Origin of the sequence: Pseudomonas sp. B14-6 (genome assembly GCF_013260315.1) — a bacterium.
GTDB classification, from domain to species: domain Bacteria; phylum Pseudomonadota; class Gammaproteobacteria; order Pseudomonadales; family Pseudomonadaceae; genus Aquipseudomonas; species Aquipseudomonas mandelii.
This window is the reverse complement of the sequence record NZ_CP053929.1, coordinates 47,290-60,435: the sequence shown is the minus strand read 5'-3', so window position 1 is coordinate 60,435 and position 13,146 is coordinate 47,290. Positions and strand designations below refer to the sequence as shown.

At 59.8% G+C, this 13,146-nt stretch carries 10 protein-coding genes; 6 read left to right on the top strand and 4 right to left on the bottom strand.

Translation table 11 applies throughout. The features are described from left to right. Positions 1-44 precede the first annotated feature (44 nt). On the top strand, positions 45-1,478 hold the full coding sequence (locus HP062_RS00205) for a hypothetical protein (RefSeq protein ID WP_172790578.1): 1,434 nt from the start codon (positions 45-47) through the stop codon (positions 1,476-1,478). Between the two features lie 31 nt (positions 1,479-1,509). On the opposite strand, the gene HP062_RS00200 is transcribed toward HP062_RS00205, so the two are convergent. Beyond that, the gene (locus HP062_RS00200) at positions 1,510-1,740 is read right to left on the bottom strand and encodes a hypothetical protein (protein WP_172790577.1); all 231 of its coding nucleotides are present in this window, start codon (positions 1,738-1,740) and stop codon (positions 1,510-1,512) included. Between the two features lie 92 nt (positions 1,741-1,832). After that, complete coding sequence (locus HP062_RS00195; protein WP_102593400.1) at positions 1,833-2,546, bottom strand: FadR/GntR family transcriptional regulator; 714 nt, start codon at positions 2,544-2,546, stop codon at positions 1,833-1,835. Positions 2,547-2,827: 281 nt separating this feature from the next. Between HP062_RS00195 and HP062_RS00190 the strand changes: the two genes are divergently transcribed. Both HP062_RS00190 and gudD read left to right on the top strand, forming a co-directional pair. Beyond that, positions 2,828-4,174: an MFS transporter gene (locus HP062_RS00190; protein ID WP_172790576.1), complete on the top strand. Its 1,347-nt coding sequence runs from the start codon at positions 2,828-2,830 to the stop codon at positions 4,172-4,174. Between the two features lie 24 nt (positions 4,175-4,198). Further along, positions 4,199-5,542, top strand: coding sequence for a glucarate dehydratase (gene gudD, locus HP062_RS00185; RefSeq protein WP_172790575.1), 1,344 nt, complete (start codon positions 4,199-4,201; stop codon positions 5,540-5,542). Between the two features lie 130 nt (positions 5,543-5,672). Here the strand turns inward: gudD and HP062_RS00180 are convergent, their stop codons facing one another. After that, positions 5,673-6,551: a LysR family transcriptional regulator gene (locus HP062_RS00180; RefSeq protein WP_102593399.1), complete on the bottom strand. Its 879-nt coding sequence runs from the start codon at positions 6,549-6,551 to the stop codon at positions 5,673-5,675. A gap of 160 nt (positions 6,552-6,711) precedes the next feature. On the opposite strand from HP062_RS00180, the gene ampC reads away from it, so the two are divergent. Next, entirely contained in the window at positions 6,712-7,878 is a 1,167-nt protein-coding gene (gene ampC, locus HP062_RS00175; protein WP_172790574.1) for a class C beta-lactamase, read from the top strand. A gap of 215 nt (positions 7,879-8,093) precedes the next feature. On the opposite strand, the gene HP062_RS00170 is transcribed toward ampC, so the two are convergent. After that, complete coding sequence (locus HP062_RS00170; RefSeq protein WP_172790573.1) at positions 8,094-8,471, bottom strand: DUF6124 family protein; 378 nt, start codon at positions 8,469-8,471, stop codon at positions 8,094-8,096. 414 nt (positions 8,472-8,885) lie between these two features. On the opposite strand from HP062_RS00170, the gene HP062_RS00165 reads away from it, so the two are divergent. Together HP062_RS00165 and HP062_RS00160 are read left to right on the top strand one after the other, a co-directional pair. Then, complete coding sequence (locus HP062_RS00165) at positions 8,886-9,509, top strand: response regulator transcription factor (protein ID WP_083377204.1); 624 nt, start codon at positions 8,886-8,888, stop codon at positions 9,507-9,509. Between the two features lie 3 nt (positions 9,510-9,512). Then, entirely contained in the window at positions 9,513-13,088 is a 3,576-nt protein-coding gene (locus tag HP062_RS00160) for a transporter substrate-binding domain-containing protein (protein WP_172790572.1), read from the top strand. The last annotated feature ends 58 nt before the right edge of the window (positions 13,089-13,146 follow it).

Here is a 13,146-nt window from a genome sequence, read left to right as displayed (position 1 = left end):
GTCCTCTGTTCACATGAACGTGACGCCATCGCCTGGAAATGCTTATGAACCGTTTCGCTGCTGCCTGTGTGCTAGGGATATTGTCCGGTTGCGCCAGCCCGCCACCCGCGACTCCCGCCACACCTCCCTACCGGCAGCCGGTACTGACGGTGCAAGAAGTGTTCAAGAAAACGCCACTGGAAAACTCGGTGATGCGTAACGGCGATACCCTCAGCTTTCAGGTCCACACACCGGCTTACACTCGCGATGGTTTACCGAGCGTTGTACAGCTGCAAGCGGACTGCAAGGTGCCCGATGTCAAACTACTGTTCCTCGACAACTTCCCCATCGCGACGACGGATGGCAGCCACCAACACACACCGCTGACCGTACTGATTCCCAAGGAACTGGCAACCGAACTGGCCAGCAAGCCGCACTTCAGCGAAGCCTGTTCGCGCACCGCAGCGTCGGACTGGCGCATTGTCCATCGCACTGAAGCCGCTCGCTGGGTGATGATCGACGTCAACAGCCTGAAAATCGAGGGCAACGTCAGGCGGTTCTGGGGCGGATTCGACGAACCCGTGCTGCTCACCGACAAGCCCAACCTGCAACTGTTCGGACAGACTCGCGAGCGCTACGAAGTCGATTGCGCACGCAAGACCTATCGAGTGTTGAGCTCATTCCAGCTTGGCCCGAATGATCGGGTGTCCATGGGCGGGGTACTGAACAACCCGTCGCAGGCCTTCGCCCAAGGCAGCGCGGACACCCAGACCTTGCTGAGCGCTGCGTGCACCGCACCCTCGCCGCGCTCGACACTGCCTGCGTATGTCGCCCGCGCCAAACTTCCGCTGAGCTACCAGATAGAACCTGTGTCCGCTTCGGTATTGAAAGCCATCACCGATTTAAAGCTTGCGCCGCCCACCCGGACACTCAAGCGCACGGTGTCGAAGATCAATAACACGCACTTTTATTTTTCAAACTCAAGCACGGAAAATGCGCTGGTGTTCGACACCGACGCTCAGAGCGGACAATTGCGCGAGCGCCGGGAACAGGCTCCCGTCGGCCGGTACATCGTCAGTTTCAGGGGCTTGTTGCCACTGGCAGAACAATACTCGCTGACAGAGAGCAAGCGAAACAGACCACCGTTATCCACCGTCACCGACACTCAGCAACTGAGTTTCACCGGCGATTGGCAACGCATGCCGGTGGGTGCGTCACTGGAAATGCGTGCCAGCAAACGGGAACGAAGCACCCTCGACGGCGAAACAATGAAACGGGAAAGTGTGCAGTGCACCGTGCAGCGTGTGCTCGACGCAGCCCAGGTCAACAGCGAACTGAAAGGCCCCGCCAAAGAACTGCGCTGTCAGTTTGACCTTGGCCAGAAGCTCAAACGTGACAGCAAGATTTTCTACCTTGAAGACTACGCTTACTTCTTTGTGTCCTCGTCCACGTTAGGGGGCACCGAGAGTCGAGTCAGACTGGTCAAGGTCGAACAGTAAAGAAAAACCCGGCACAGTGGCCGGGTTCTTTTTATCGCCTGTCATCGGATAAAGGGGTTGGCTCATCCGCCGGCGGTACGTCCTCGTCAGCAGCCGGATCCTTCCAGTCTTCAGGTCGATCGGCGTCTGCGGCCGCCGGGTCCAGTGAAGGGTCCCTGCCAGGCGGAGCATCGTCATCCAGCGTCGGCTCGTCAGTGCCGGACATGGGTCTGGTGGGGTCGGTATTGGGTGTTCCTCCCTGGAGCATTGAGTCGTTTGCCATGACGCACCTCACTGATGAGGTCCAGAAAATCCGGGCCATACTCGTTGGAAGCGGGTGCGGGAATAGCGTGCTATCAACTGGACAAACGGTTGTCAGGCACCGGCCGAAAATCGGTCGCGGCTGTTGGTCAGGTGCAGCCACATGGCGGCCCGCGCAGCGTCCGGATCCTGGCGTTTGATCGCGTTGAGAATTGCCTCGTGCTCGAGGTTCGCCAATTGCCCCAACTTACTCAAATCCGCCGCGCCACGTTCGGCGGCATTGACCCGGGTCCGGGGAATCATGGCGTTGCCCAGGTGCTGCATGATTTCGGTGAAGCACACATTGCCGGTGGCTTCGGCGATCAGCAGGTGGAAGCGCTTGTCGGCCTCGACGCAGCTGTCGTTGTTGGCGAGCAGGCTCTGATAGTCGTCGAGCGCTTCGCGCATCTGCATCAACTGCTGATCGGTACGACGGCTCGCCGCCAGCGCGGCGGCCTGGGTTTCCAGGCCCATGCGCAACTCCAGAATGCTGCGCACTCCCAGCGCGGTATCGACATTCAATCGCAGCCCCTGCTCCGGTGCGCGCTCCAGCACGAAGGTGCCGATGCCGTGACGGGTTTCCACCAGGCCTGAGGCCTGCAACTTCGAGATCGCCTCACGCACCACCGTGCGGCTGACCCCGTGCTCCTGAACAATCGTGTTCTCCGACGGCAGCTTGTCTCCCGGCAACATCTGCCCGAGCAAGATGCTCTGGCTCAGTTTGGCCACCAGGTCATGGGCCAGGTTGTGGGTGCGCTTGCGGGCAGGCGCGTCGAGGTCTTCTTGCATGGCGATCATCCGGAAGCAGGGCTACCGGAATCGTAGCACTGCGTTCAGCTGGAATCCCAAGAAAACCACGACCAACTTGTATGACAACACTCAACAATCGGTCAAAAACGACCGTTATTTAAGGTGCCATCCACCAGCAAAAAAGTTAATTCAGCGAAAATAAACGCCATTTTATTAGGTCAGACCGCTTGCAGGACAAAAAAATGTAGTTGTATGATGTCTATCAACACAGCAACATCCAGCCACACCCCGCATAAAAATAATCAGTGGGAGAAAACCAAGTGAATACCTCCATATCCGGGATGCACGAGGGCGCCGATTCGGTCCTGAAGTCCGCCATCTCGAAAGTGAAACGCCATGTCCTGCCGCTATTCGTCATCATGTTCATCGTCAATTACATTGACCGCGTGAACATCGGCTTCGTCCGCGCCCACATGGAGCAGGACCTGGGCATCGGAGCTGCCGCCTACGGCCTCGGCGCCGGCCTGTTCTTCATCGGCTATGCGCTGTTCGAAGTCCCCTCCAACATGCTTCTGCAAAAAGTCGGTGCCCGCATCTGGCTGACCCGCATCATGCTGACCTGGGGCCTGGTCGCCGCCGGCATGGCCTTCATCCAGAACGAAACCCACTTCTACATCCTGCGGTTCCTGCTGGGCGTGGCTGAAGCCGGGTTCTTTCCCGGGGTGATCTATTACTTCACGCGCTGGTTGCCTGGCGTCGAGCGTGGCAAAGCGATTGCCATTTTCCTCAGCGGCTCGGCCATTGCCTCGCTGATCTCCGGCCCGCTGTCCGGTTTGCTGTTGCAGATCAGCGGATTCGGGATGCATGGCTGGCAGTGGATGTATTTCATCGAGGGGATGTTTTCAGTCGGGCTGTGCGTGTTCGTGTGGTTCTGGCTGGACTCCAAACCCCACGACGCCAAATGGCTGACCCGCGCCGAGCAAGATGCGCTGGTCAAAGCCATCGATGACGAACAACTGGCCCGGGAAGCGGCGACACCGATCAAGCCGTCGTTGGGCACGTTGCTCAAAGATCGCCAGATCATCCTGTTCTGCCTGATCTACTTCTTCATCCAATTGACCATTTATGCCGCGACCTTCTGGCTGCCGAGCATCATCAAAAAGATGGGCGACCTCAGCGACATTCAGGTCGGGCTGTTCAACTCGATCCCGTGGTTGCTGTCGATCGTCGGCATGTACGCCTTCGCTTCGCTGTCGGCGAAATGGAAACACCAGCAAGCCTGGGTCGCCGCTGCCCTGCTGATCGCGGCAGCCGGGATGTTCATGTCGACCACGGGCGGGCCGATCTTTGCCTTCGTGGCGATCTGCTTCGCGGCGCTGGGCTTCAAGTCGGCCTCGTCGCTGTTCTGGCCGATTCCTCAGGCTTATCTGGATGCGCGAATCGCGGCGGGCGTCATCGCGCTGATCAACTCGGTGGGCAACCTTGGCGGCTTCGTGGCACCGACCACGTTCGGTCTGCTGGAAGAACATACCGGGTCGATTCAGGGCGGGCTGTATGGCCTGGCCGTGACATCGATCATCGCCGCGATCATCGTCTTCGCCGCGCGCAACACACCGAAAACCGCACCCGCCGTTGCCTTGGGCAAACCAGCGCCCAATCACGCCTGAATCTCTGTGTTGAAGGACAAGACTATGAACCCACAAGACACCGCCAAAGCCCCGATCATCACCAGCATGCAAGTGGTGCCGGTGGCCGGTCATGACGGCATGTTGCTCAATCTGAGCGGCGCCCACGGCCCGTTTTTCACCCGCAATATCGTGATTCTCAAGGACAACGCCGGGCACACCGGGGTCGGCGAAGTGCCGGGGGGCGAGCGCATTCGCCAGACGCTGGAAGATGCACGTTCGCTGGTGGTCGGCAGTCCGATCGGCACGTATCAGAAGATCCTCAATCAGGTGCGCCAGACCTTTGCTGACCGTGATGCTGGCGGTCGCGGTTTGCAGACGTTTGACCTGCGCATCACCATTCATGCGGTCACGGGCCTGGAAGCCGCCCTCCTCGACTTGCTCGGCCAGCATCTGGACGTGCCGGTTGCGGCCCTGCTCGGTGAAGGCCAGCAACGTGACGAAGTGAAGATGCTCGGTTATCTGTTTTATGTCGGTGACCGCAATGAAACCGACCTGCCCTATCGCAGCGAACCGGAAGCCGACAATGACTGGTTTCGCGTGCGCCACGACAAAGCCATGAGCACCGATGCCGTGGTGCGCCTGGCCGAGGCCGCGCACGCCCGTTACGGCTTCAAGGACTTCAAACTCAAGGGTGGCGTGCTCAGCGGCGACGCGGAAATCGAAGCCGTCACCGCGCTGGCCGAACGCTTTCCCGATGCGCGCATTACCCTCGACCCGAATGGTGCGTGGTCACTCAAGGAAGCCATTCGACTGTGCCGCGACCAGCATCACGTACTCGCTTATGCCGAAGACCCGTGCGGGGCGGAAAACGGGTATTCGGGGCGAGAAGTCATGGCTGAGTTCCGCCGTGCCACGGGCCTGAAAACCGCGACCAACATGATCGCCACCGACTGGCGGGAAATGGGCCACGCCATCCAGTTGCAATCGGTGGATATTCCGCTGGCCGACCCGCATTTCTGGACGATGCAGGGTTCGGTTCGCGTGGCGCAGATGTGCCACGAATGGGGCCTGACCTGGGGTTCGCACTCCAATAACCACTTCGACATTTCCCTGGCCATGTTCACCCATGTCGCCGCGGCTGCGCCGGGTGAAATCACGGCCATCGACACCCACTGGATCTGGCAGGACGGTCAGCGCCTGACCAAGGCTGCCCTGCAAATCGTCGGGGGGTGCGTGCAGGTGCCGAAGAAGCCCGGGTTAGGGGTTGAGCTGGATCTGGATCAACTGGCCAAGGCTCATGAGTTGTACAAAGGCATGGGACTGGGCGCCCGGGATGACAGCGTGGCGATGCAATTTCTGATTCCGGGGTGGAAGTTCGATAACAAGCGGCCGTGCCTGGTGCGCTAAACCCTCGCAGCGCCAAGAATCCCCTGAGGGAGTGAGCCTGCTCGCGATGAGGCCATAACATTCCACCTCATCGTTGACTGTTACACCGCCATCGCGAGCAGGCTCACGCCTCCAGGGGAAATGGTATTCGTCAGTGTGTCCTGGCCGCTTGCAGCAGCCACTCCTTGAACATCGTCATCGCCGACGTTTCAGGACGCGACTGCAAGCGGGTCAGCCAATAGCAGCCGGTGGTGATACCGATGTCGAACGGTTGCTCGATCGCCCCCGCCGCCAGTTGCCGGGCGAACATCAGCGGCGGCGCCAAGGCAATGCCGGCGCCTTGTAGCGCCGCCTCCATCATGGCCAGCGAGGAGTCGAAGACGATGCTCCTGGGCGCCGGCGTGTTGGCCGGTAACCCGGCGGCCAGAAACCACTCGGGCCACTCGTCCGTGCGATAGGAACGCAACAGCGTCTGCTTGAGCAAGTCCGCAGGTTCTTGCAACTGCCCGGCTATTTCCGGGACGCAGAGCACCGACAACGGCGCCTCGATCAGCTTTGACGCCTCGATCCCGTGCCATGCGCCGGCACCAAACCGGATGGCGTAATCCAGGCCTTCGGCAGCCACGTCTACCCGATTGTTGTTAGTCGATAGGCGCAAATCTATGAACGGATGTTTCGACTGGAAGTCCGCCAGTCGCGGCAACAGCCAACCCACCGCAAAGGTCCCCACGGCACCCACGGTCAACACTTCACGAAAATGCCCGCCCTCGAAACGCTCAAGGGTTTCGGCAATCCGGTCAAAGGACTCGCGCAACACCGGCAGCAAGGTTTCGCCTTCACTGGTCAGCATCAGGCCGCGGGGCAAGCGTTTGAACAGCGTTACGTTAAGCTGGGCTTCAAGGCTTTTGACTTGATGGCTGACCGCCGCCGGCGTGACGAACAACTCCACCGCTGCCCGAGTAAAGCTCAAATGGCGTGCGGAAGCCTCGAAGGCCCGCAATGCGTTCAGCGGCAGATGAGGACGAATCATGCCAACTCCCAAATTTTTCTAATGGCTAACCCGAAATATCGTCGTTTGTCGATTCTCGCCCGACTGCCTAGATTTGGCGCGCCCATCAGCCGTCCGGTGTTGGATCCGGACGGAGTGTAGCGGTCAAAGTAATGGCAACTCATGGAGAGTGATTCCAATCATGTTCAAATTTCAACTGCCAAGACTGGCGTCCCTCAGCGCTTTCGCCCTGTTCCTCGGCGCAAGTCACTGTATGGCCGCAACAAAATCCGACGATCAGCTCGACGCCCTGGTGAAAGCCGCCATCGGGCCGGTCATGCAACAACAGAATATCCCTGGCGTCGCGGTCGCGATCACCTTAAAGGGTCAGCAGCATTACTTTAATTACGGCATGGCGTCGAAAGAGGACGGTAAACCCGTCAGCAAAGACACGCTGTTCGAAATCGGCTCCGTGAGTAAAACCTTTGCCACCACGTTGACGGCTTACGCCCAGGCGAGCGGCAAACTGTCTTTGTCTGACCGGGCCAGCCAGGTGTGGCCTGATCTGCGCGGCAGTGCATTCGACACCATCAGCGTGTTGCAACTCGCCACTTACGCCGCTGGCGGGTTGCCGCTGCAGTTTCCTGACGAGGCCGATCATCCAGACAAAATGCTCGCCTACTTCAAACAGTGGAAGCCCGTTTATGCCGCAGGCACCCACCGCCAGTATTCGAACCCCAGCCTTGGGCTGTCCGGTTATCTGGCGGCCAAAAGCATGGGCCAGCCGTTCGATGAGCTGATGGAAAAAAACCTGCTGCCCAAACTCGGCCTCAAGCACACCTATCTCAAGGTGCCGCAGGATCAGATGGGGCTTTACGCCCAGGGTTACGGCAAGGATGGCAAACCGGTGCGGGTGAGCCCGGGAGCGCTGGATTCGGAGGCGTATGGGGTGAAAACCAGCGCGGCGGATTTGCTTCGTTATGTTGAAGCGAACCTGAAACCGGCGACGCTGGAGAAGCCATTGCAACAAGCGATCGCCCTCACTCACAGCGGTTACTACACCGTGGGCGAGATGACGCAAGGCTTGGGCTGGGAGCACTACCACTATCCGGCCAGCCTCGAAACGTTACTGAGTGGCAACTCGACGGAGATGGCGATGGAGGCGCACAAAGTCCAGTGGCTGAACCCGCCACAACCTGCGCAAGACGCGGCATGGTTCAACAAGACCGGGTCGACGGGTGGTTTCGGCGCGTATGTCGCGTTCGTGCCTTCGGAAGACATCGGTATCGTGATTCTGGCGAACAAGAATTACCCGAACGCCGAGCGAATCAAGATCGCTCACAACATAGTGAGTGCCCTTACCGAGTAATCCTCACCGCTTATCTGTGGCGAGGGAGCTTGCTCCCGTTGGGTGGCGCAGCCACCCCAAAACTATTCAGCACGGTTTATCAGATACACCGAGTTAAATGGCCTTGGGGCCGCTTCGCAGCCCAACGGGAGCAAGCTCCCTCGCCACAGGGGTCAATGCTGGCAATAAAAATGGGCGACCTCTTTGGGGTCGCCCATTGTCGTTATTACGTCGGCTCAGTGCCGAGTCGGCGCTGGAGCGTCAGGCGCATCGTTCCTCGGATCAAGATTGTCCCGAGCCTGAGCCACCAACAACTCTGCAATCCCCGCCAACTGCTGAATCGCCCCCAGCATCACCCTGTTCGAGCCATCCAGCTTGACGGCAAAATTCACAAGCACCGCATTCAGCGACGCAAGGGTTTCGCTGGCCTGATGCAAGAGCGTGAGGGTGTCGACGCCCGGGGCAACAGACAAGATCTGGTTGATCGGGACGGAACGTCTGGGCTTGCGCACTCGAATGCGGGTGTCGTGCTCGGTCGTGTCGCCCGCCGGGACAAGCTTCAGGTGAGTGGCATCGGTTGGGCGTTGCGGATCATTTTTGCCGAACTTCTTCATAGACGAGGCTCCTTTCTGGCCATTGGTTATTTCGTCCCTGGATCCCTCAGTGTTGCGGACTCCCACGTCCGACCGCGATGGTTGCGGTGGCTGACGAAGGCTAACGGCGCGCTCTGACAGAAACCAGTTCATGAAGTCCGACAGGACTTGCAGGAAATTTCCGAGACCAATGAAATCAGGCCCCCAGCGGTACACGCGGTTTTTATAGCCGCTGTGGAGGATCGATTTGAACCCGATTGTCGACCAATGCAAAACCTGTGGTGCTGCACAATGGCCCCCTCGTTAAAGATTACATACCCCACCCAAACCAAGTAGCATCGCCCTCTTTTTTCTCACCCCACCACCACGCATCAGCCCTCCATACCGCTTATCTGCGACAGGACTATGCTGAATCAGAGCATTAAGGGCTGACCCATGAAAGTACTGTTGGTCGATGATCACGCTGTGGTGCGCATGGCAATCGGGATGATTCTGGCCCGTGAGGGCCATGAGATAGTCGGTGAGTGCGACAACGGTGTAGACGCCCTCAGCAAGGCATTCGAGCTGAAGCCGGATGCCATTGTGCTGGACCTCGACATCCCGCGACTCGACGGCATGGCAGTCATTGACCGGCTGCGCATCGGCGGCAGCCAGGCCCATGTGCTGGTGCACACCGGGCTGAAAAGCCAGGCCTACGCGGCGCAGTGCCTGCGGGCCGGCGCATCGGGCTTTTTGTCGAAAATCGATGATCCGGCAGAAATCGTCGCCGCGCTCAAAGCCGTGGCCAGCGGCAAGACGTGGTTTCCGGTCAGCACGTTCGATTCGGTGCGCAAAAGCGATTTCGCCCACAACGATGCGCAGCTCCTGAGCGCCGTTACCCGCCGTGAACTCAAAGTGCTGCACGGTCTGGCACTGGGCAAGAGCAACAAGGAAATCGCCGACGACATGCTGCTCAGCAACAAGACGGTCAGCACCTATAAAACCCGCCTGATGGAAAAGCTCAACGTCTCGACGCTGCTGGAGCTGATCGAATTTGCCAAACGCAATGATCTGGTCTGACTCATGACCGCGATCCGCCGAGTGCTGCTGGGCGTGCTGATGCTCCTGTCCTATAGCGCGTGCGCAGAACCGCTTTCATTGCTCAGCCGCGCCGCGGACAGCAGCGTCGCGCTCACACTCACGGCCGCGCAACGCCAGTGGCTCCATCAAAATGCCGTGCTGCGGGTTGGCGTGTATCTGCCCGACCGGCCGCCGCTGGATATCACCGCCAATCAAAAGGATTACGAAGGCCTCTCCGCCGATTACCTCGACGTGCTGGCCCGTGGGCTCGGTGTACGTTTGCAGGTTAATCGCTATGCCAGCCAGGAACAGGCGCTGGCCGCGCTGCAACAGGGCGAAGTCGATCTGGTGCCGCGAATCAATCACCTCGAAGCCGTCCGTGCCGATCTGCTGCTGAGTGCACCTTACGCCTACGACCAGGCGGTGTTGATCAGCAAGTTCGGTACGCACTGGCCCGCAGACCACCCCCCGGCCGGCACTACCGTATTGTTCGATCCCGACTGGATTCAGCGGGAACGGGTTGCCTCATTGTTCCCGCAGTTGCAGGTCGAGTCGGTGCACTCGACCGATGAAGGTTTGGGCCGGGTTGCCTATGGCGAAGGAATGGTGCTGCTCACCGACGCCATTTCCGCGCAGTACCTGGTGGAGCGCAGCTATCAGCAAAGCCTTAAGCAGACGATCCAGCGCGACTCCGAAGGCCTGGGCTTCAGCTTTGCGGTACAGCGCGGGAACACGCCGTTGCGCACGCTGCTCAACAGTGCCCTGGCGAACATTTCCCCCCAGGAACGCGGCGTGATTGCCCGGCGCTGGGGCATCGGCGCCAATCCAAGGCTGGGTTACAGCCGTCTGCAATTGACGCCGGTGGAACAGCAATGGATCAAGGATCACCCGCAGATCGATGTGCTGGCCAACGACTTGTATTCGCCCTTCAGCTTTTTCGACGCGGAAGGTCAACTCCGCGGTATGGCGGCGGACTTGCTCGAACTGATCAATGACCGAACGGGGCTGGTGTTCCGTCCGAGCAAAATCACTTCCGTCGATGCCATGACCAGCCGGGCACAACGGGACCCGGTCAGCATCATTGCCGCGCTGACCTACAGTGAACGCCGCGAACCCGGCCTGATGTTCTCCCGCCCCTACGTGATCAACCCCTTTGTGCTGGTGACACGCACGCAACCCGAGCATTCGGGCCTGACGGGCATGAAAGGCCGGCCAGTCGCGCTCGTCAAAGGCTCGGCCGCCGCCAACTGGCTGGAACGCGAGTGGCCGGACATTCAACAGGTCTCAGTGGACGCGCCCATCGAGACGTATGAATTGCTCGCTGAAGGCCGGGTCGAGGGCGTCATCCAGCCGCAACTGGGCGCGACGTACCTGATCGACCGTTTTTTCCGTGGCCGACTGCAGATCGACTCGGTGATCGGCTCCCAACCCGCGCTGATCGGCTTTGCCACCGGGAATCAGAATACCGAACTGGTCTCGATCCTCAACAAGGCCCTGCTCGATATCCGTCCCGAGAAGTTCAGCGACCTGGCCAACCGCTGGCAGAACCCGCAGGAGAGCCAGGGCGGCTGGAGCGCTTACAAAAGCTGGTTCTATAAAGCGGTGCTGGGGCTACTGGTGGTAGTGCTGGCGATCCTGGCATGGAACCTCGGCTTGCGCCGGCAAATCGCCGAACGTCAGAAAGCGCAAAAAGCCCTGAATGACCAACTGGAGTTCATGAAAGTGCTGGTGGACGGCACGCCGCATCCGATTTACGTGCGCGACCGCCAAGGCTTGCTGCTGACCTGCAACCGCGCCTACCTGCAAGTGATGGAAATCGAACTGGAGCAGGTGCAGGGCAAAGGCCTGATCGAAGCAAACATTCTTGCCCCCGACGACGCCTGGAGCTACAAGCGCATTCATCGCGCGACGCTCGACAGCGGCGAGCCGTCCTTCGACAACTTCACCATGACCGTCAACGGCAAGACGTACCACATTTACCACTGGGCCCTGCCCTACCGCGATTCCGACGGCACCATGACCGGGGTGATCGGCGGCTGGATCGACCTTACCGAACAGCAGCATTTGCAGCACGCACTGCATCAGGCCAAGGACCTGGCAGAAGCAGCCAACCGGGGCAAGAGTCACTTCCTCGCGGTGATGAGCCATGAGATCCGCACGCCGATGAGCGCCTTGATCGGCGTGCTCGAACTGATGCGCGACCATCGCTCCGACGCGCAGCTGATCGACATCGCACAAAAGTCCGCGAGCGGCATGATGGAGCTGATCGGCGAAATTCTTGATCTGTCGAAAATCGAATCCGGCAAGTTCGAGCTGCGCAGCGGCACCTGCCATCCCGAGCGATTGGTCAGCACGGTGATTCAGAGTTTCGCCAGCCTTGCGCAGCAGAAAAACGTCGCGCTGGAATTCATCAACCAAGGGCTCGATACCGCGGTGGAGCTGGACTCGCTGCGGTTCCGCCAGATTGCGTCCAACCTGATCAGCAACGCGATCAAATTCACTCCGCAAGGTTCGGTGATGGTGCAGCTGTTGATTGAACCGCAAGGCGACCTCGCCCACGTGCGCCTGAGGGTTCAAGACACCGGTGTCGGCATGGATGATAAACAGCGCGAGCGGCTGTTCCAGCCCTATACCCAGTTCGCATCCAGCGACAGCGAGTTGCAGATCGGTACGGGGCTGGGCCTGGCGATCTGTCAGCAATTGACGCAGTTGATGGGCGGGCGACTGAGCTGCGTCAGCGCGCCGGGACAAGGCTCGTGTTTTACCCTGGAACTCGACGCGGACCCGGCGCCTGACGACGCTCCGGTGCCTTTGGACAGCACTGAACACCTGGCACCGCTGCCAGCGCGCGATATCCTGATCGTCGAAGATCACGAGTTCAACCGCGTGGTGCTGCAACGTCAACTGGAGTCGCTGGGCATGCGCGTGACGTGCGCCGAGAACGGGCTCGAGGGATTGCGGGTGTGGGACCGGGAAATCTTCGACTACGTGATCACCGACTGTAACATGCCGCAAATGAGCGGCGACCAGATGACCCGCCAACTCAGGTCGGTCGAGGCCCGGGAAGGACGAACTGCAACCCATGTGGTCGGACTGACGGCCAATGCTCAGCCTCAGGAAATCCAGCGCTGCCTGGATGCCGGCATGAACGACTGCCTGTTCAAACCCGTCACCCGCTCGGCACTTGAGCGCTATCTTCGCCAGGTCGAACAAGTGCAACAGGCGGCGGCTCCCTGCTTCGATATCTCGAAGGTCAGCGATATTACGGCGGGTGATGCGGCCATGACTCGCCAGTTGCTGGCCACGGTGCTGCGCACTAATCAGGAAGACTTCGACGCCATGCAGGCGCTGTATGCCGCTGGCGATTACAGCGCCATGGGGCGGCGCAGTCACAAGATCCTCGGCAGCGCGCGGATCATCCACGCGGCGCCGCTGATCAGCGCTTGCGAGGAACTGGAGCAGGCGTGTGGCCAGTCGATTCCGCTAGACGCCCTGAGTCGCCTGCATCAGGCCTTTGCCGAGCAGATGCAACGCCTGCAAAACAGCCTTCAAGAGCACCTCAACGGTCGACTTTTGTAGGACGCGTCCTACAAAAAGATAGGAAGCGGCTGCGTTATCCGCCTCGCCCACACCCGGA

Bases quoted from the DNA above. Each gene is read 5' to 3' on its own strand.
- HP062_RS00205 (WP_172790578.1), top strand. From the start codon at position 45: ATGAACCGTTTCGCTGCTGCCTGTGTGCTAGGGATATTGTCCGGTTGC.
- HP062_RS00200 (WP_172790577.1), bottom strand. From the start codon at position 1,740: ATGGCAAACGACTCAATGCTCCAGGGAGGAACACCCAATACCGACCCC.
- HP062_RS00195 (WP_102593400.1), bottom strand. From the start codon at position 2,546: ATGCAAGAAGACCTCGACGCGCCTGCCCGCAAGCGCACCCACAACCTG.
- gudD (WP_172790575.1), top strand. From the start codon at position 4,199: ATGAACCCACAAGACACCGCCAAAGCCCCGATCATCACCAGCATGCAA.
- HP062_RS00180 (WP_102593399.1), bottom strand. From the start codon at position 6,551: ATGATTCGTCCTCATCTGCCGCTGAACGCATTGCGGGCCTTCGAGGCT.
- ampC (WP_172790574.1), top strand. From the start codon at position 6,712: ATGTTCAAATTTCAACTGCCAAGACTGGCGTCCCTCAGCGCTTTCGCC.
- HP062_RS00170 (WP_172790573.1), bottom strand. From the start codon at position 8,471: ATGAAGAAGTTCGGCAAAAATGATCCGCAACGCCCAACCGATGCCACT.
- HP062_RS00165 (WP_083377204.1), top strand. From the start codon at position 8,886: ATGAAAGTACTGTTGGTCGATGATCACGCTGTGGTGCGCATGGCAATC.
- HP062_RS00160 (WP_172790572.1), top strand. From the start codon at position 9,513: ATGACCGCGATCCGCCGAGTGCTGCTGGGCGTGCTGATGCTCCTGTCC.